Raw genomic sequence first — 17,857 nt, forward strand, 5'->3', positions numbered from 1 at the left:
AAATCAAACATTCAGAATGAAATCATTAAATCACTTGCAGCACAATTTTTCCACGGGTATGCCCCTGTTCACTGCTCATATGAGCTTTTTTAGCATCAGTAAATGGCAATACCTGATCTATAATCGGCTTAACCTTTCCAGCGTCAATAAGTTGAGCAATTTTTTCTAGTTGAGCCGGAATAGATTGCGCTACATAACTACTCAAATGAACATTTTTAGCTTTTGCTTCATTAACAAATTCTGGGGCTAAAGTGGTGATGAGCCTACCGCCTGGTTTCAAAACGTCAATAGATTTTAATTGTGTATCTCCACCAATCATATCTAAAACCAGATCAATATCGTTTAATTTGGTTTCAAAATTTTCCATATGGTAATCAATTACTTCATCTGCACCTAATTTTTTTAAGAATTCGATGTTCTGATCAGAAGCTGTACCAATTACATAAGCACCTTTACTTTTGGCAAATTGAACAGCATAGGTTCCTACCCCACCAGCGGCTGCATGAATCAAAACTTTTTGTCCTTCTTTTAAAAGTCCATGATCAAAAAGCCCTTGCCAGGCCGTTAATCCAGCCAATGGAACTGCGGCAGCCTCGGTATGACCTATACTTATTGGTTTAATGCTGAGCAAATTAGCCTTCACCACAATATATTCTGCATAGGCACCATTTTTTGTTGGGTCTGGCCGACCATAAACTTCATCCCCTTTTTTAAAGTTGCTAACTTTTTCACCCGTTTCTTCAATCACGCCAGAAACATCCCAGCCCAGGGTTAGCGGCAATTTTGAAGGAAATTTTTCCTTACGTAATCCTGCTCTTATTTTCCAGTCAACAGGATTTACACTGGTTGCATGTACCCTGATTAATACTTCATCTTTTTCCGGTTGTGGAATCTGAATTTCATCTATTAATAATACTTCAGGGCCACCAAACTCGTGGATTCTTATCGCTTTCATCATCAAAAATTATTTAATATAAACTGTTTTAATATTTACAAATTCATGAATACCAAACTGGCCTAATTCACGGCCATATCCGGATTGGTTAATGCCTCCAAATGGCAATGCTGGATCAGATTTAACACCTTCATTTACAAAGCAAGATCCTGCTTCGAGCTGGTTTTTAGCTAAATCTTCAGCCAAAACCAAATCTGTAGTAAAAATTGCAGCACCTAATCCAAAGGGTGTATCATTGGCAATACGAATCGCATCAGTTACGTCATCTGCAGAAATGACTGCAGCAACCGGACCAAAAATCTCCTCATCGTATGCCAGCATTCCTTTTTTTACACCAGTTAAAATAGTAGGTTGATAAAAAGCATGATGGCCTTCAAAATCCGGAATTTCACCACCGAGAATACATTTTGCTCCCTGAGTAATATTTTTTATCACTTGCTCATGTAATTCATTACGGAGCTCTACCCGGGCCATTGGTCCGAGATCAGTATCTTCATGAAGTGGATCTCCCGTTTTTTTAGCAGACATAGCTGCTTTTAAATAAGCAGTAAACTCAGATTCAACTTCCTTTACTACAATAAAACGCTTGGCAGCGATACAGCTTTGACCATTGTTAATTAATCGGGCTTCAGCACAAACTTTGGCCGCCTGTTCTAAATCAGCATCGGCTAGAATGATATAAGGGTCACTCCCACCGAGTTCCAAAACCGTTTTTTTAATTAATCTTCCAGCTTGCGCTGCAACTTTCTGACCCGCTTCGGTACTTCCGGTTAAGGTAACAGCCTTTATGAAAGGATGTTCAATAACTTTGGCAATAGCTCTACTGCCAGATACCAGGGTTTTAAATACGTGGGATTGAAAACCCGCATCTTCTACAATTTTCTCAATGGCCAAAGCGCAGCCAGTTACACCGGAAGAATGCTTTAAAACGCCACAATTACCAGCCATCAATGCCGGAGCCAGAAATCGGAAAACTTGCCAGAAAGGAAAATTCCAGGGCATAATAGCCAATACGACGCCAATAGGTTGAAAACTGATAAAGCTTTTACCTGCGCTGGTTTTAACTTCTTGATCAGCTAAAAAAGCAGCTCCGTTTTGTGCATAATAGTCACAAACAGATGCACACTTCAGTACTTCAGCAATACCAGCCTTCAGGGGTTTACCCATTTCCAAAGCCATCAGTCTCGCGAGCTCATCCTGACGTTCTTTTAAAAGAGCAGAAATTTTTAGCAAAAAGTTGGCTCTATATTTAAAGTCCGTTTGCTTATATGTTTTCCAAGATTGATAAACCTGGTTAATTTTCTGATTGATGATTTCAGGAGAGTCTTCCTGATATTCTTTTATAATTTCCCCGTTCACGGGATTAATGGATGAAATAAACATAAATGCTGAACACCCAACCACTAAATTTTGTGTGCCTTAATTTAACTTCATGAATATTAAATTACAAAACCACTTTAACACTATACTAATTTTATTTTCAATTTTTGTTTCAAAACACCTGCTGCCTTTGTGTAACCACCGTCTGCCCCATCCACAAAATGAATGTGATCATCTTCAAAATCACGAACGTAACAAGACATGACAGATTCGCCGCTGACATAAATTCCAAAAGATATTTCTCCGGCCTCCTCCATCTGTTGAAGCACCTTTTCAAGGGCCAGGCGTTGTTTTTCAGTACCGGTGATAACAGTATTGATCCGACCATCTACAACAAGTGTATCAGACATTTCGACCAGCTGGCGGAGGTATTTTTGACCGCTATCAGTTCTAAAATAAACGAAGGCATACATATTAACAAACCAGTTTTTAATCAGTTCCAACCATTTTATTTTTCCCAGCTGATGCCTCATCTCTCTACCCAGGTTATTAAAGGAGGTGCGAAATACCAGTTTGGGAATGGATATAGGCTTGCGTTTTTCTGGCGAGCCATAAATTTGATCCAGGTGATGAATAATTTTGCTGAAAACTTCTGCTTGTTTGTTAAAATCCTGTGCAATCGCAATCAGTGTTACTACTTCTTCACTATGCTCAGGAGGTTGAATTTTATCCCAGCGACATTGCATCCCGGTTAAATCTATTTCTTCTTCCGAACTATCAACATCTGCAAGCAAATAGTTTTCACCCTTAATGATCTTTTCTGCAAAGTCTAGTCCATCACCTAAAACAATAGGAATAGAAAAAGTCTCGCCACTGTTAAACCTGGCTATTTTAAGCGAATGCCCTTGTTGATAAATTTCTTTAACCGTTACGATTCCCGCACGCAATTCCAGTCTGAAATTTGTTAAGGTGTTAGCACGATATTTTAATAGCGCCTTCATCACCATATCTACAATACTGGATGGCACAATAAAAGTAGCACCATCGCCACCAAAAAAGAAAGGAACCAGGATACCTGCTTTAAATGCAATATTTAACACCGTTACAATACTCCCGGTGGCAACAAGGTTAACCTCTTCATGCAAGCCAGAATCTACTGCAAGCGTAGAACTTTTTATATCCGTGATAATAACAGACCAGTCATCAGGAACAGCTGCAAACAGATTTTTCTTCAGTAGCAACCTGCTTAAGTTTAACTTATTAATGATCAGATTAGCATAGAAATGATCTTGATTCAAAGGCATAAAAAACTGGAAATTTTCCTACAATATACGTAAAGGAAAAGGGTTACAGATTATTTTTAACCAGAAATATTTCTAATTTAAACAATCACCAGTATGGTTCCAGACTTCCCTAAATAGAAATAATAATGCAGTTCTTTGCTGTAACAGATTTTTTCAATCTCGGACACTTTTCCAGATTTACCGAATTCATCCTCCACAAAATCACCTACTTTTATTTTTTCAAGCTGATTTCTGTTGGCAGAAGACCTTTTAATTTGAGTAGCATATTTATCCATGATTGCGTTTTATAAAACTTACGCAAAGTGAAAACATATGGATTTTGCTAAAAAAAATATACCAACATCTGAGTAGGAGTCATTTTACATGGATTTAGCGATTTAGTGGTATACTAAGTCATAAACCTTTTTCATATATAAGGCCTCATCAATTTTAACAAAAAACTCATGCCATTCATCTCGGGTAAAAACCAGGCTAATATCAGGAAAGGGTGTCGATAAAATTACTACTTCTTTACCATCCGGGCGATTTTCCAGATACTCATCAAAGCTTAGCTTTTTAGTGGCTGAACAAAAGGCATCAAATTGTTCAAATGAAAAATTCATCAATACACCGGCACGCCAGATATTCATCACTTTACAATTATTGCATTGTGCTATTGTGATATTTTGGTTTTGAGCGAGTATAGTGGTCTTACACATAAGCTTAGTGAATTAAGTGAGGTCCAACAAATATCAAACTATTTAGAATAATTCCAAATAAAAAAAATAAAATTTACTTTTTAACAAAAAATGCCGGACAATGCCGGCATTTTAAAATTTTCTTTTCTCACTTAGTTGGCGTCATAAATGATCACCTTCTCAAAATAAATTTTAAATTCATCTAAAAATGCTTTATGCAGTGGATGAACCTGATAAACATCATGGGCTGCCAAATCTTCAAATATAAGCAGCAAACTGAAAGTATAGCTTGTATCTACTACCGCACGTTCAATTGGTGCTGGCGCACCTAAGTGGAAAGTTTTTACAACTTCAATTTTTTCAAGGGTTTCTAAACTTTTACGAAAAGCTGCTTTCTGCGCTTCCGTGATATCGGCTTTAAGCCAGAATAAAACATGGTGTGCAATCATTATTTCAATTTTTTTCAAATATAGGGAATGATAAAGATTATTATTTACTAACCAAAAACGGTTTTAGCTTTATTTACCGCTTTTTTTAAATCTATACCTTTTCCTAAAACACCTTTAAATAAATCTCCTTCTGCCTTTAATCTGTCTATGGTATTAAAAATATTAAAATTCTTCATTTCCAGTCCCTTTTTAACCTCATCCCAGTGAAGCGGCATGGAAACAGTGGCCCCTGGTTTTGGTCGAAGCGAATAAGGACCTGCAATAGTAGCCCCTGGCCTATTCTGCAGAAAATCTAAGTACATTTTACCTTTTCTGGCGGGAATCATTCTTTCAAGTGAGGTGTAATCAGGAATTTCCTTTTCAACCAAACTAACCACCATCTTGGCAAACATTTGACTTTGATCGTAATTATATTTCGCATTTAAGGGAATATAAATATGCATCCCGGTGGAACCTGATGTTTTGCAATAGGATGGAACATCAATCGCATCGAGGATTTTTTTGGTAACCTGTGCAGCTTCTACAACCTGATCAAATGAATGCTGATCCGGATCAAGATCGATTACACAATAATCTGGATGATCTGGGTTTTGAATTCTGCTGAACCATGGGTTCATTTCGATACAACCTAGACTGGCCATCCAGAGTAAAGACGCTTCATCTGTTCCTACGAGATATTCCTTTTTTTCTCCATCGCCATTCTCATAAGGGAAAGTCTTGGCCCAGTCTGGCGCCTTCCCTTTCACATCTTTCTGATAAAAGCTTTTTCCATTGATCCCTCCAGGAAAACGATTTAAAGACTGTGGCCGATCTTTAAGGTAGGGTAAAATATAATCAGCCACCTGATAGTAATAGTTAAACAAATCTCTTTTAGTTACCTGATCATCAGGCCAGTAAATTTTGCTTAGGTTGGTAAATTTAAGTTCGTGCCCTTTTACTTTGCGTACCTGAGTTTGTTCCTTTGGATTAAGCAAGGTTTTGCGCTCAGCATGCTGAGGTGCTTTGATGGCCTCACTGTGTTTTTCAGTTTTAGCTGTTTTATTGCTAATTACCTTTTCTGTAGCTATCTCTTCTTCACGAATTACTTCCTTTCCTTTTTTATCTTCACGCATGCCCTGAAAAGATGGATGCCTGAATACACCATCTTCTGTAACTTCTGTAAAAGCCACCTCACAAACCAATTCTGGCTTTAGCCAGGTTGCCTTTGCTTTAGGAGGATTTGGCCGAAACCGAGAAGGTTTATTTACATCAGGCAATTCATCAAAAGGACTCTTTTTGATGATTAATGACTCAAACTGCTTCATCATTTCCTTTTGCTGTTTGTCAGAAAAACCTGTTCCCACCTTACCCACATATTGCAGTTTTCCCTTTTCGTATACGCCAAGCAAAAGGGAACTAAATGCTTTTGAAGTGTCTTCATTTTTGGTAAAACCTGCAATAACCACTTCCTGGCGTTTGCTTACCTTAATTTTTAGCCATTCTTTTGATCTCCGGTCAGAAACATATGAACTGTTAATTTTCTTTGCAATAATGCCTTCGAGTCCCATTTTCTTAGCGGCAGCAAAAAAATCTATTCCACTTGCTTTAAATACCTTTCCGAGCCGCACCCGATCGTCATCAACAGGCAAAATTTCATTTAAAATAGCCTGACGCTGAAATAAAGGAAGTTCCATCAAATTCTTGCCATCATACCACAACAAATCGAACACATACAAAACAAGTTCCCCGTCTGCTTCGCTGCGCCAGTTTTGCAATGACCCAAATTTTGAAATACCTTTTTCATTTAAAACCAATATTTCTCCATCTATTACAGCATTGATTTTCCATTCCCTGAGTAAATCATAAATGGGATAGAATTTATCATTAAAAGATTTATTATTTCTGGAAAGCAGTTCTACTTCACCTTTATTAATGGTAGCCAAGGCTCTATATCCATCCCATTTTACTTCATATTGCCAGCTATCATCATCAAAAGGTTCATTAACCAATGTAGCCAGCATGGGTTTTATTCCGGTAGGCATAGCAGATTTTGGAGCTTTCTTAAGCAATGCCTTCACATCTACGTCTTCTTGTTCACCAATGGTTTCTTCTTGAGGGCTAATCTTTTTAACGGATGATTTTTTTGCAGTTTTTACCTCTTGCTCCTTGCCATCTTTCCAAACCATTTCTGATGTTTTTTCCATCGCACTAATGGTTTTTCCGGAAAGGACAGATTTATCTTGCTTTGTAATATCTTTGGTAGTCGCATAATCATCCTTATGCTTAATCAAGAGCCAGCCATTTTCACCCATGCCTTTCGTTTTCACCAAAGCAAATTCGCCCTTAAGTTTTTCTCCGTTGAGTTTAATTTTAAGAGAGCCTTCAGAAAGTTGCTTCAATAGATGCTTTTCCTGTGCTTTTTTGCCTTTAATAGCTTCGATGGGTTCGTAGCTACCTTCATCCCAAACAATTACTGTTCCGCCTCCATACTCTCCTTTTGGAATGATTCCTTCAAAATCTTTATAATCAAATGGATGGTCTTCAACCATCATGGCTAAACGCTTATTTTTAGGGTCAGTGGAAGGACCTTTGGGTACTGCCCAGCTTTTGAGTACGCCATCCATTTCCAAGCGAAAATCGTAATGCAGACGCGTAGCATCATGTTTTTGAATCACAAATTGCAGTTTGTTTTTATCCTTGCTTTTTCCTGCTTTAGGTTCAGTAGTGGTAGCGAAATTGCGCTTTGCTTCGTATTGTTTCAAACCCATAATGATGTCTTAAGATTGGTTTTCTAATTGGATTAGAATTATTAAAACAGTGTTGAAACGGAAAAGGTTTTTAATATCAACTTGCGAAGTTTCAAAGGCCAGGAGCGTGGCAAAACTTCGCCAGTTTAAAGGATATCAGAGATTAAATAGCCAGGGGATGATGCGTTCAGACTGACGAAGTTTCCCCTGCGCAACAATCCATCAAAACTTCGTAAGTCGGTCTAACTTCAACTTGCGAAGTTTCAAAGCCCAAGAGCGTGGCAGAACTTCGCCAGCTTAAAAGATAATCAGAGATTAAATAGCCAGGGGATGATGCGTATAGACTAACGAAGTTTCCCCTGCACACCAATCCATCAAAATTTCGTCAGTCGGTTTAACCTCAACTTGCGAAGTTTAAAGGCCAAAAGCGTGGAAAAACTTCGCAAGTTTAAAAGATAAATTCTAAGCCAATTATGAAATCTGACAATAAGAAAACAAAATCTAATTATCTGAGCAAAACCAACTGGTGCAAAAATTTGTTCATTCTATATCAATTAGCCAAAATATAAACCTATGGAAACTCAAAACACTTCGACCAATACTCGTAAAGAGGTAATCGACATTTCAGATGAACAAGATCGCAACTATTGGGCAGCAAGACTCGGTGTAAGCAGCGAAAAATTAAAATCAACAATTAGAGCGATCCATAGTATGGAGTTTTCTAAATTAAATGATTTTTTAAGAATGGAGAAAATTAAATCTGCCAGTACTTATCAGCGTTTCGCTAATTCTTAAAATACGGGTAATGTTAGTAGAAACAAATAATATGATAAGTGAGGGAGCGGTTACTAATCCAACCATTACAGATGCTACACACTTGATTGACTTACCAGTTCAAGAAAAATTCTTTAGTCAAAAAATGGAAGGTGATGCAGTAAAACATCCAAAGGCAACCATTAAGATACTGACTATTCCTTATCCAAAAAACGGACTAGCCAATCTGCTTTAACTAGCTAAATAACCGTCTCATAAGGCATTTTTGTTTTTTAGTTGGCTTCTTGCTTATCTTCTTAAATTATAATATTCACCTGCTTTTAGCTTTAGTGTACATTATGCCTTAAACAGCAAGGTAGTTTTGTACCTACAGAGCATTGATCGTAAGCATATTGCCAATTATTAATCATGTGGCTTACAAAACCACTCATAGTAACATATCTTAACTTTCAAAAATATCATGTCAAATAAGAAACTATCTCTATTTTGAAGTAATTTCTTATTTTTACGTGTAAAAATTTTTATATTTACGTAAATTATTTTTTAAAATATAAATTTTAGGTTATGGATTCAAAACTCACTTTAAGCTTTAATCAGGATGTAGTTGCGAAAGCTAAAAAATATGCTGCCGAGAACAACATTAGTTTGTCGCGTTTAATTGAGCATTTACTTATTCAAGTTACCTCAAGTGATTACAAATCTCTTGATGATTATCCCATTTCTGATTGGGTGAGCATGGTTGCCGAAGGTGAGGTAGAATATAAAAAAACCCCAAAACCATCTCGCAAAGCATCAAAGGATGAATTTTTTTCCTCTAAAAAATAATTAATGAAGATATTTTTAGATGCGAATGTTCTTGTTTCTGTATTGAATAAAGAATACCCATTATTTACCTATTCATCAAGAATTTTAAGCCTGGCATCACATCCGAAATTTGAGGTCTATACTTCGCCTCTTTGTTTAGCCATTGCATTTTATTTTGCAGAAAAAAAACATAAAACTTCGGCTAAACAAAAAATTGATTTGCTTTGCCAGCATATTAAAATTGCCCCAAATTCCTCAAACGGTGTTTCCAAAGCTTTATCAAACAGGTCTATTCACGATTTTGAAGATGGATTAGAATATTATGCGGCAGAAGCGGTTGGTTGTACCTGCATTATTACGGAAGACATTGCAGATTTTTATTTTTCTGAACTTGAAGTATTGAATTGCCAGGCATTTTTTAAAAGACATTTATTAAACTGACATCACCATTATTTACAAGGCAATATAAAAGTTAACTCCAAAGCTTAGTCCACCAACTTTCTTCAAAACCGATGTACAATCCATCTTCACGTAAGTCGGTAGGATATATATGAATGTAATCACCTTGACCTTCAGCTCCTCTTCCCGTTTTTAAACTGTACTCATATCGATGAATGGGGCAAACCAAATGTCCATTTTTACACCAGCCACCCGAAAAATGACCACCAGCATGCGGACAGTAAGACTGTGTTGCTACGATATTAGTTTCGGTATTGATAATACAAAGTTGTTTTCCACCAACATGTACGGTTTTGATATCCCCTTCTATAGGGATTTGAGTTATATTTAAAGCTTTATACCACTTCATCACCCCTAAATTAAGTATTTAAATATCAGTCTTATTTCATCTTTCTATTAAATATTAAATCAAGACCAACTCGACGATATTTTTTTTGGATATTTGCATCCTCAAAAATGAAACAAAATATACCAGAAGACGGCACATTACTTCCTTTAATGGAAGAGTTCTATACCATACAAGGAGAAGGATTTAATACAGGTAAAGCAGCATATTTTATACGCTTGGGTGGTTGCGATGTTGGTTGTCATTGGTGTGATGTTAAAGAAAGCTGGGATGCTGAGATGCACCCGCTTACACCAGCAGATGTTATTGTAGCAAATGCTGATCAATTTCCGGGTAAAGCGGTTGTGATTACAGGTGGAGAACCTTTAATTTATAATCTTGATTATCTAACCAATAAGCTGAAAGATAGAGGCATCTTAACTTTTATCGAAACATCTGGTGCTTATCCTTTATCGGGTAACTGGGATTGGATTTGTTTATCGCCTAAAAAATTTAAAGCTCCACGACCAGACATTACCCCATTTGCGCATGAATTAAAGGTAATTGTTTTTAATAAAAGTGATTTTAAATGGGCTGAAGAATATGCAGCCATGGTATCGCCCACCTGCAAATTATATTTGCAACCCGAATGGTCTAAATCAAAAGAAATTACGCCGATGATTATTGAATATGTAATGGCAAATCCTAAGTGGGAAATTTCTTTACAAACGCATAAATTTTTAAATATTCCTTAAAAAACAATACATTAGCTTAATAACCAATGTATTGCTTATGAGGCTTTGCTTTACCCTTCTTTTAATCTTTTTTGGCTTTTGTGTTTTCGCACAATCTTCTAACAATAAGAAAGCACAGTTATCTTACGAGAAAGCAGTCTCTTTATTTGAGAAATCAGACGATTTAGCTGCAGAGCAGATGCTTAAAAATGCAGTAGAGGCAGATCCCCTATTTCAATCTGCCTATATCCTTTTAGGAAATGTTCAGAAGCTGCAAAAAAAATATACAGAAGCAAAGGCTGCTTATCAAAAGTCTGTTTTAATCAATACAAATGTTTCACCGATTGTTATTTACAATTTGGCAGAAACTGAATTTGCCACGCAAGAGTATGATAAAGCCAGAATGCATTTTACAACTTTTTTGATTTCGGATGCTTCATCTGATCAGGCGAAAAAAGCAAAAAAGTACTTGCTGGATTGCGATTTCGCTGCTTTAGCCATCCATAAACCTGTAGTATTTACACCAGCAAATCTTGGTAAAGGCATCAATACCACTGATGCAGAATATTTTCCGGCATTAACTGCTGATGGTGAAACATTGATTTTTACCAGACAAGTTAATGGCAATGAAGATTTTTGGACTTCACAGTTTAAAAATAATGTATGGGCAGAAGCAACACCATTATCCTCCAGAATTAACACTTTAAAATATAACGAAGGTGCTCAAACCATATCTCCTGATGGGAAGTATTTATTTTTTACCGGATGTAATCGCCCGGATGGACTAGGTAGGTGTGATATTTACGTCTCTCATCGTGAAGGAAACGATTGGGGTGAGCCGTATAATTTGGGAAAGCCTGTTAATTCAGAATATTGGGAATCGCAACCAGCCATTAGTCCTGATGGAAGAACTTTATATTTTATTAGCAATCGCCCGGGTGGATCTGGTGGATATGACATTTGGAAAAGCACCATTACAGATGATGCCAAATGGGGCCCCGCAATTAATCTGGGCCCAGATATAAACACGATGTATGATGAAAATACTCCCTTTCTTCATGCTGATGGACGAACATTATATTTTTCATCAGATGGATGGCCTGGATTTGGCCATAAAGACATCTATTACAGCAGAATGAATGAGTCTGGAAAATTCCAAAAACCTGTAAACATGGGTTATCCAATCAATTCATTTGAAGATGAAAATGGTTTGATTGTTAGTGCAGATGGAAATTTCGGTATGTTTTCTTCAAATCTGGCAAAAGGTTTTGGTATTCAGGATATCTATAGCTTTGGAATTCCTGAGTCTGCAAAGCCACTAAAGATTTCTTATGTTAAAGGAATTGTAAAAGATAAAGACACTAAAAAAACAATCGAAAGCAATGTTCAGGTAATTGATCTAAAAACCAATCGTGCTGTTTTTGATGACTATACGGACCCGGAAACCGGTCAATTTTTAGCAGTGATGCCTGTTGGAAGTAATTATCTTTTTAATGTAAACGCCGATGGATACCTGTTTTACTCTGAAAATTTCGAGTTAAAGCAAGGTAACATTAATCAGCCTTATCAGATTGAGGTATTGATGGAAAAAATAAAATCTGGCGCAAATGTTACTTTAAAGAATATCTTTTTTGACACCAATAAATATAATCTTTTACCGGCATCAATACGTGAATTGGATTTGTTAATTGATTTCCTACAACAAAACGCAAGTGTTCATATTGAAATTCAAGGACATACTGATAATATCGGAGACAATAAGCTAAATGAGAAATTGTCGTTCGATCGGGCAAATGCCGTTAATAATTATTTGATTAAAAATGGAATTGATACCAACAGGCTTACATTTAAAGGTTTTGGAGCTGAAAAGCCGCTAAATGATAATAAAACAGAAGCAGACAGGAAAAATAACCGTAGAACCTCATTTGTTATTACTAAAATTTAAATATGTCACAAAACTACGCAAACCATAAAAGGTTTTATCCACTATTTCATTTCTTCACAATTCCCATAACTATATTGGGGTTAGGCTTAGCCATTTATTCATTCGTTGCAATTCCAACGATAATTACAGGCTTAATTGTACTGGCATTTTTTTTAATTGCAATTGTTGCCGTCATGGCTCGTATGTTTTCTTTGAAAGCGCAGGATAGAGCTGTCAGAGCGGAAGAAAAGCTGCGTTATTTTATTTTAGCAGGAAAAATTTTTCCGTCTGAATTAGGATTAGGTCAAACTTTGGCACTACGTTTTGCCAGTGATGATGAGTATTTAGCTGTAGTTGATAAAGCAGTTAGTGAAAAACTATCTTCAGACGAGATTAAGAAAGCCATTAAAAATTGGCGTGGAGATTATCACAGGATATAATTAATAGCTAAATTGTCATGCTGAGCATGGGAAGCACTATCAGAAAGTGGTCTTCGATAAACTCAGACTAACTATTTGAAGAAATTTAAAACTTCTTCCCCTTCATTACCCTTATTTCGGATCCTTCAGCCAACATGACAGAATCAGGCACAGCCCTATTTAGAAAGGCAAAATTTTCACCATAATTCGCTCCAAAATCAACATCTATATCAAATTGTTTAACCGGATAAACTTCCCATCTCGGGTGCTCAACGCCATATTCAGATGTTTTACCAGGACCAATTTTAGTATAGCCCCAATAATGTTCGGTAATAAATTCTTCTTCACTATCCACTAAGATATCTACCGCCTTTGATGATGCTGTAACAGAAAAACTATTCCATTTCTTAGCATTCCAGAGATAGTCTACCTTAATTTGATTATCCTTTGCTGTCCAAGTATGCTTCATCGGTAAGGTTTGATAATTTTCCTTATAGATGGAATTTGCTACAAAAGTAATGGCGGGCAATGGTACAATCTCTTTGATGAAAACGACACCTCGTTTCCATTCAGTACCATCCAGATACTTCACATAAAACCGAAGATTTACTTCTTCAAAATTAGTATGAAATGGAATATTAAATCCAAGAAGTTTCACATCTATAAACATAAACCCAACCAAACTAACATAGTATTTTCCATGCCAATCATCCAGTTCTGTATTTGGTGGGACATATTTTTCAAGAATGTTTTTATCTACCGCATACTGCGCTAAAGCCAATTTTCTCCATTCGGCAGTTAGAAATACTTTGGATTTCGTCAAAATTATAAAATGGCTTGTCTGATCCGAATCAGCTTAACTAATGTTTCTTCTAGTAAATCAAGATGAAGCATATTCGCGCCATCAGATTTTGCATTTGCAGGATCAGGATGCGTTTCAATAAATAAACCATCAGCACCAACTGCAATGGCTGCTTTAGCTATTGTTGATATTAACTCAGGCTTTCCTCCTGTTACACCACTACTTTGATTAGGTTGTTGCAAAGAATGCGTGCAGTCCATCACCACCGGAACACCAAAACTTTGCATTTCTGGCAAACCACGGTAATCCACTATCAGATCCTGATAGCCAAAGGTATTTCCCCTATCTGTTAAAATTACCTTATCATTTCCAGCTTCTTTAATTTTTTCTACTGCAAATTTCATTGATCCGGCAGACAGAAACTGACCTTTTTTTACGTTAACCACTTTTCCAGTGTTTGCAGCGGCAATTAACAGATCAGTCTGGCGGCAAAGAAAAGCAGGAATTTGCAAAACATCTACATATGCAGCGGCCATAGCAGCTTCATCGCTCTCATGAATATCAGTTACTGTAGGTACACCAAATTCTCTTCCAATTCGTTCCAAAATCCGCAATGCTTTTTCATCACCAATGCCAGTAAAAGAACTGCCTTTGCTTCTGTTTGCCTTGCGGTACGAACCTTTAAAAATATAGGGTATCTGAAGTTTATCTGTAATGGATATGATCTTCTCAGCAATACGCATGGCAATATCTTCACCTTCAATTGCACATGGGCCAGCCATTAAAAAGAAGTTTCCAGAATCAGTATTTTTTATTTTATCTAAATAGTTAAGCATAATTGAGATTTGAGATTTGAGACTTAAGATATGAGATTTCAAAACGTCAACTGTCTCAAATCCAATATCTATTATCTCAAATCTAATTTTTAGTTTCCTAGTTCCGACATAAATTTAATTCTCATCAATTGAATTTCTTCGCGGGTATAATCTGTTTCGCCCAGCTCATTCAATGCTTCATCAATAGAATCACTTTCAGCTGCTCTGAAATAGTCAAAAACTTCATCCTGTCTGTCATCATCAATCACTTCATCAATGAAATAATTCAGGTTGAGTTTTGTACCAGAGTTTACAATAGATTCTACCTCTTTCAAAATTTCTTCATAGGTAATTCCTTTTGAATCAGCAATGTCTTCCAAACCAATCTGACGATCTATATTCTGAATTATAGAAACCTTCATTTGCGATTTGTTCGCCTGCGTTTTAATAATTAAATCAATTGGCCGTTCAATATCATTATCCTCTACATACTTTTTGATTAGCTCAATAAATGGTGTACCAAATTTCATGGCTTTACCAGAACCAACTCCAGAAATTTGCTTGATCTCTTCCGTAGTGATCGGATAATGCGTACACATCTCTTCTAATGACGGATCCTGAAACACTACAAATGGTGGAACACTCTTTTGCTTGGCAATCTTTTTTCTTAAATCTTTAAGTAATTGCAGTAAGTGTGTATCCAATGCGCCAGAGCCCTGTTTTACATCATCATCGTCATCATCGGTACCTGTTTCAATAGGCTCATTTAAAATAAATTTTAAACTGTAAGGATTTATAATAAAATCTTTTCCTTGTTTGGTTAATTTTAATAAACCATAATTATCAATATCCTTAAAGAGATAATTATTTAAAACGGCCTGACGAATTACAGATTTCCAAAGCAAAATCCCTTCTTCTTTACCGATTCCAAATTCTGGCACTTTACTATGCTCATAAGCAATGGTTTGTGCAGTTTCCAAACCTAAAAAAACATTCAATAGATGGGCATCATCAAACTTTTCTTCTGTTTTTTGTATAAACTTAAGTAAGGTTGCTAATTGTGCTTCAGCATCAAATTGTTTTTTAGGCTTTTTGCAGTTATCACACATGCAATTGCAACCTGTTTCATTAAAGTTTTCTCCAAAATAATGAAGAATCTGCTTCCGGCGGCAAACGCCAGATTCAGCATAATCAATAACTTCTTTTAATATTTGAGTACCAATTTCGCGTTCTGAAACTGGCTTATCTTTCATAAACTTCGCTAGCTTATCTACGTCTTTCTGCGCATAAAAAGCAATGCAAATTCCTTCTCCACCATCGCGGCCAGCCCTACCAGTTTCCTGATAGTAACCTTCCATACTCTTTGGTACATCATGATGAATCACAAAGCGAACATCAGGTTTATCAATCCCCATCCCGAAAGCAATCGTTGCTACAATTACTTCAGCATCTTCCATCAAGAATTTGTCTTGCGTTTCTGCCCTCACCTTAGGGTCTAAACCTGCATGATAAGGTAATGCACTAATACCATTTAAGTTTAAAGCTTCGGCAACCTCTTCTACTTTTTTACGGCTGAGGCAATAAATAATTCCTGATTTACCTGGATTGGATTTTATATACTTAATGATTTCTTTATTAATATCACGCTTAGGGCGGATTTCATAAAACAGATTAGGCCTGTTAAATGAGGATTTAAATAAAGTGGCTTCAGACATGCCTAAGTTCTTCATGATATCCTGCTGAACTTTCGGTGTAGCCGTGGCTGTAAGTGCGATGATTGGAATATTATCTCCCAAACCAGCAATTACCTGTTTAATTTTACGATATTCTGGCCTGAAATCATGCCCCCACTCCGAGATACAATGTGCTTCATCAACAGCTACAAAAGAAATTTTAATTAAGTTTAAAAACTCAATATTGTCTTGCTTAGCCAAAGATTCCGGAGCAACATATAACAGTTTTGTATGCCCGCTAAGCAGATCGGATTTAACCTGAGTAATTTCAGATTTGTTAAGAGATGAATTTAGGAAATGTGCAATGCTGTCATTTCCACCAAAGGCCCGCAATTGGTCCACCTGGTTTTTCATTAAAGCAATAAGGGGCGAAATAACAATTGCCGTTCCTTCACTCATTAATGCAGGCAACTGATAGCAAATAGACTTCCCTCCGCCCGTTGGCATAATCACAAAAGTGTTATTGCCTTCTAAAATATTTGTTATGATCGACTCCTGATCACCTTTGAAATTATCAAACCCAAAGAAATTTTGCAGGTTATCAAATAACGACTTTTTCACGTCCATTTTGTGTAATAAAATATGCGATGCTATTTTTCTATCCAAAATAACATAATTTTACAAGAAATTCAAGTATCAACAAACAATTTTTTTCTCTTTGAAAAGTAAAAAATATATTCTCCAGTCGGCCATAAACACTTTAGCGCTCGAAGCAGCAGCAATATTGAATGTTTCAAAAAATCTAAACGATGATTTTGAAAAGGTAGTATCCACCATTTTAAATTGCAATGGTCGCGTAATTGTGACCGGAATAGGTAAAAGTGCCATCATTGCACAGAAAATAGTGGCTACATTTAACTCAACAGGTACACCAGCTATATTTATGCATGCCGCTGATGCCATTCATGGTGATCTGGGTATGATTCAGCGGAATGATGTGATTATCTGTTTATCAAAAAGTGGAAACACACCAGAAATTAAAGTATTAATTCCACTGCTTAAGGCTGCAGGAAATATTTTGATTGGCATGGTAGGAGAATTAAGCTCCTTTTTAGCCGAACATGCACATTTAATTTTAAATACGGAGTTCGAAAAGGAAGCTTGTCCGCATAACCTGGCACCAACAACAAGTACTACCGCTCAGCTAGCTTTAGGCGATGCCCTGGCCATTTGCCTTTTAGAATGCAGAGAATTCAATGAAGCTGATTTTGCAAAGTATCACCCCGGTGGTTCGCTTGGTAAAAAACTATATCTAAAAGCTGGTGATCTCGCTTTAACCAATGAAAAACCCGCTATTAGCCCCAATGCTTCTGTAAAAGATGTATTAATAGAAATTAGCAAAAACCGTTTAGGTGCAGTTGCTGTTGTAGATAACGATAATGATGTACTTGGTGTAATTACAGATGGTGACATCCGCAGAATGCTTGAAAATAATGAATCAATTGCCGGATTAAAGGCACAAGACATTATGGGTAAGCAGCCCAAAAGTATACAGTATAACTCACTTGCTGTTGATGCGCTACACATAATAAAGCAAAATAACATTACACAGTTGTTAGTGTTAAAACAAAACACTTACTTTGGAATAATCCACCTGCACGATCTCCTGAATGAAGGAATTGTGTAACATTAAAATA

The 17,857-nt window shown here is 36.5% G+C and carries 19 protein-coding genes; 8 read left to right on the plus strand and 11 right to left on the minus strand.

Translation table 11 applies throughout. The features are described from left to right. Positions 1-25: 25 nt before the first annotated feature. The 7 genes from AN34_RS21570 to ligD form a co-directional block, all read right to left on the minus strand. Complete coding sequence (locus AN34_RS21570) at positions 26-958, minus strand: NADP-dependent oxidoreductase (RefSeq protein WP_197285506.1); 933 nt, start codon at positions 956-958, stop codon at positions 26-28. A gap of 6 nt (positions 959-964) precedes the next feature. After that, on the minus strand, positions 965-2,338 hold the full coding sequence (locus AN34_RS21575; protein WP_029284202.1) for an NAD-dependent succinate-semialdehyde dehydrogenase: 1,374 nt from the start codon (positions 2,336-2,338) through the stop codon (positions 965-967). Between the two features lie 80 nt (positions 2,339-2,418). Continuing rightward, positions 2,419-3,579 carry a DUF3095 domain-containing protein gene (locus AN34_RS08310; RefSeq protein ID WP_029284204.1) on the minus strand — a complete coding sequence of 387 codons (1,161 nt, stop codon included), beginning with the start codon at positions 3,577-3,579 and terminating at the stop codon, positions 2,419-2,421. A 77-nt stretch (positions 3,580-3,656) separates the two neighbouring features. Next, positions 3,657-3,854 carry a hypothetical protein gene (locus AN34_RS08315; protein WP_029284206.1) on the minus strand — a complete coding sequence of 66 codons (198 nt, stop codon included), beginning with the start codon at positions 3,852-3,854 and terminating at the stop codon, positions 3,657-3,659. Positions 3,855-3,956: 102 nt separating this feature from the next. Next, positions 3,957-4,277 carry a hypothetical protein gene (locus AN34_RS08320; protein WP_157263257.1) on the minus strand — a complete coding sequence of 107 codons (321 nt, stop codon included), beginning with the start codon at positions 4,275-4,277 and terminating at the stop codon, positions 3,957-3,959. Positions 4,278-4,408: 131 nt separating this feature from the next. Then, positions 4,409-4,705 carry a Dabb family protein gene (locus tag AN34_RS08325; RefSeq protein WP_029284210.1) on the minus strand — a complete coding sequence of 99 codons (297 nt, stop codon included), beginning with the start codon at positions 4,703-4,705 and terminating at the stop codon, positions 4,409-4,411. 47 nt (positions 4,706-4,752) lie between these two features. Continuing rightward, the gene (gene ligD, locus AN34_RS08330; RefSeq protein ID WP_029284212.1) at positions 4,753-7,452 is read right to left on the minus strand and encodes a DNA ligase D; all 2,700 of its coding nucleotides are present in this window, start codon (positions 7,450-7,452) and stop codon (positions 4,753-4,755) included. 552 nt (positions 7,453-8,004) lie between these two features. Between ligD and AN34_RS08335 the strand changes: the two genes are divergently transcribed. The 4 genes from AN34_RS08335 to AN34_RS08350 all read left to right on the plus strand — a co-directional run bounded on the left by AN34_RS08335 (position 8,005) and on the right by AN34_RS08350 (position 9,450). Beyond that, positions 8,005-8,226 (plus strand): DUF3606 domain-containing protein, encoded by a 222-nt coding sequence (locus tag AN34_RS08335; RefSeq protein ID WP_029284214.1) that lies wholly within the window; start codon positions 8,005-8,007, stop codon positions 8,224-8,226. A gap of 10 nt (positions 8,227-8,236) precedes the next feature. Continuing rightward, positions 8,237-8,440, plus strand: a complete 204-nt coding sequence (locus AN34_RS08340; protein ID WP_029284216.1) for a hypothetical protein — start codon at positions 8,237-8,239, stop codon at positions 8,438-8,440. Positions 8,441-8,769: 329 nt separating this feature from the next. Then, a complete protein-coding gene (locus AN34_RS08345; protein ID WP_029284218.1) occupies positions 8,770-9,030 on the plus strand; it encodes a DUF6364 family protein in 261 nt (86 codons plus the stop codon). Between the two features lie 3 nt (positions 9,031-9,033). Then, positions 9,034-9,450 (plus strand): PIN domain-containing protein, encoded by a 417-nt coding sequence (locus AN34_RS08350; RefSeq protein ID WP_029284220.1) that lies wholly within the window; start codon positions 9,034-9,036, stop codon positions 9,448-9,450. Between the two features lie 31 nt (positions 9,451-9,481). On the opposite strand, the gene AN34_RS08355 is transcribed toward AN34_RS08350, so the two are convergent. Next, a complete protein-coding gene (locus tag AN34_RS08355) occupies positions 9,482-9,817 on the minus strand; it encodes a Rieske 2Fe-2S domain-containing protein (RefSeq protein ID WP_029284222.1) in 336 nt (111 codons plus the stop codon). Between the two features lie 107 nt (positions 9,818-9,924). On the opposite strand from AN34_RS08355, the gene AN34_RS08360 reads away from it, so the two are divergent. From AN34_RS08360 to AN34_RS08370, 3 genes are read left to right on the plus strand one after another with little or no spacing between them, the layout of a single operon-like run. Continuing rightward, complete coding sequence (locus AN34_RS08360) at positions 9,925-10,548, plus strand: 7-carboxy-7-deazaguanine synthase QueE (protein ID WP_029284224.1); 624 nt, start codon at positions 9,925-9,927, stop codon at positions 10,546-10,548. A 37-nt stretch (positions 10,549-10,585) separates the two neighbouring features. Beyond that, entirely contained in the window at positions 10,586-12,472 is a 1,887-nt protein-coding gene (locus AN34_RS08365) for an OmpA family protein (protein WP_029284226.1), read from the plus strand. Positions 12,473-12,474: 2 nt separating this feature from the next. Then, a complete protein-coding gene (locus AN34_RS08370) occupies positions 12,475-12,891 on the plus strand; it encodes a DUF6526 family protein (protein ID WP_029284228.1) in 417 nt (138 codons plus the stop codon). A gap of 85 nt (positions 12,892-12,976) precedes the next feature. Here the strand turns inward: AN34_RS08370 and AN34_RS08375 are convergent, their stop codons facing one another. The 3 genes from AN34_RS08375 to recQ all read right to left on the minus strand — a co-directional run bounded on the left by AN34_RS08375 (position 12,977) and on the right by recQ (position 16,787). Continuing rightward, complete coding sequence (locus AN34_RS08375) at positions 12,977-13,693, minus strand: YqjF family protein (protein ID WP_029284230.1); 717 nt, start codon at positions 13,691-13,693, stop codon at positions 12,977-12,979. 2 nt (positions 13,694-13,695) lie between these two features. Further along, on the minus strand, positions 13,696-14,508 hold the full coding sequence (kdsA, locus tag AN34_RS08380) for a 3-deoxy-8-phosphooctulonate synthase (protein WP_029284231.1): 813 nt from the start codon (positions 14,506-14,508) through the stop codon (positions 13,696-13,698). An 89-nt stretch (positions 14,509-14,597) separates the two neighbouring features. Then, positions 14,598-16,787 (minus strand): DNA helicase RecQ, encoded by a 2,190-nt coding sequence (gene recQ / locus AN34_RS08385; RefSeq protein WP_029284233.1) that lies wholly within the window; start codon positions 16,785-16,787, stop codon positions 14,598-14,600. 91 nt (positions 16,788-16,878) lie between these two features. Between recQ and AN34_RS08390 the strand changes: the two genes are divergently transcribed. Continuing rightward, positions 16,879-17,847, plus strand: a complete 969-nt coding sequence (locus AN34_RS08390; protein ID WP_029284235.1) for an SIS domain-containing protein — start codon at positions 16,879-16,881, stop codon at positions 17,845-17,847. Positions 17,848-17,857: the final 10 nt, after the last annotated feature.

The sequence above is a fragment of the Pedobacter sp. R20-19 genome (assembly GCF_000708265.2).
GTDB lineage: Bacteria > Bacteroidota > Bacteroidia > Sphingobacteriales > Sphingobacteriaceae > Pedobacter.

Bases quoted from the DNA above. Each gene is read 5' to 3' on its own strand.
- AN34_RS21570 (WP_197285506.1), bottom strand. From the start codon at position 958: ATGATGAAAGCGATAAGAATCCACGAGTTTGGTGGCCCTGAAGTATTA.
- AN34_RS21575 (WP_029284202.1), bottom strand. From the start codon at position 2,338: ATGTTTATTTCATCCATTAATCCCGTGAACGGGGAAATTATAAAAGAA.
- AN34_RS08310 (WP_029284204.1), bottom strand. From the start codon at position 3,579: ATGCCTTTGAATCAAGATCATTTCTATGCTAATCTGATCATTAATAAG.
- AN34_RS08315 (WP_029284206.1), bottom strand. From the start codon at position 3,854: ATGGATAAATATGCTACTCAAATTAAAAGGTCTTCTGCCAACAGAAAT.
- AN34_RS08320 (WP_157263257.1), bottom strand. From the start codon at position 4,277: ATGTGTAAGACCACTATACTCGCTCAAAACCAAAATATCACAATAGCA.
- AN34_RS08325 (WP_029284210.1), bottom strand. From the start codon at position 4,705: ATGATTGCACACCATGTTTTATTCTGGCTTAAAGCCGATATCACGGAA.
- ligD (WP_029284212.1), bottom strand. From the start codon at position 7,452: ATGGGTTTGAAACAATACGAAGCAAAGCGCAATTTCGCTACCACTACT.
- AN34_RS08335 (WP_029284214.1), top strand. From the start codon at position 8,005: ATGGAAACTCAAAACACTTCGACCAATACTCGTAAAGAGGTAATCGAC.
- AN34_RS08340 (WP_029284216.1), top strand. From the start codon at position 8,237: ATGTTAGTAGAAACAAATAATATGATAAGTGAGGGAGCGGTTACTAAT.
- AN34_RS08345 (WP_029284218.1), top strand. From the start codon at position 8,770: ATGGATTCAAAACTCACTTTAAGCTTTAATCAGGATGTAGTTGCGAAA.
- AN34_RS08350 (WP_029284220.1), top strand. From the start codon at position 9,034: ATGAAGATATTTTTAGATGCGAATGTTCTTGTTTCTGTATTGAATAAA.
- AN34_RS08355 (WP_029284222.1), bottom strand. From the start codon at position 9,817: ATGAAGTGGTATAAAGCTTTAAATATAACTCAAATCCCTATAGAAGGG.
- AN34_RS08360 (WP_029284224.1), top strand. From the start codon at position 9,925: ATGAAACAAAATATACCAGAAGACGGCACATTACTTCCTTTAATGGAA.
- AN34_RS08365 (WP_029284226.1), top strand. From the start codon at position 10,586: ATGAGGCTTTGCTTTACCCTTCTTTTAATCTTTTTTGGCTTTTGTGTT.
- AN34_RS08370 (WP_029284228.1), top strand. From the start codon at position 12,475: ATGTCACAAAACTACGCAAACCATAAAAGGTTTTATCCACTATTTCAT.
- kdsA (WP_029284231.1), bottom strand. From the start codon at position 14,508: ATGCTTAACTATTTAGATAAAATAAAAAATACTGATTCTGGAAACTTC.
- recQ (WP_029284233.1), bottom strand. From the start codon at position 16,787: ATGGACGTGAAAAAGTCGTTATTTGATAACCTGCAAAATTTCTTTGGG.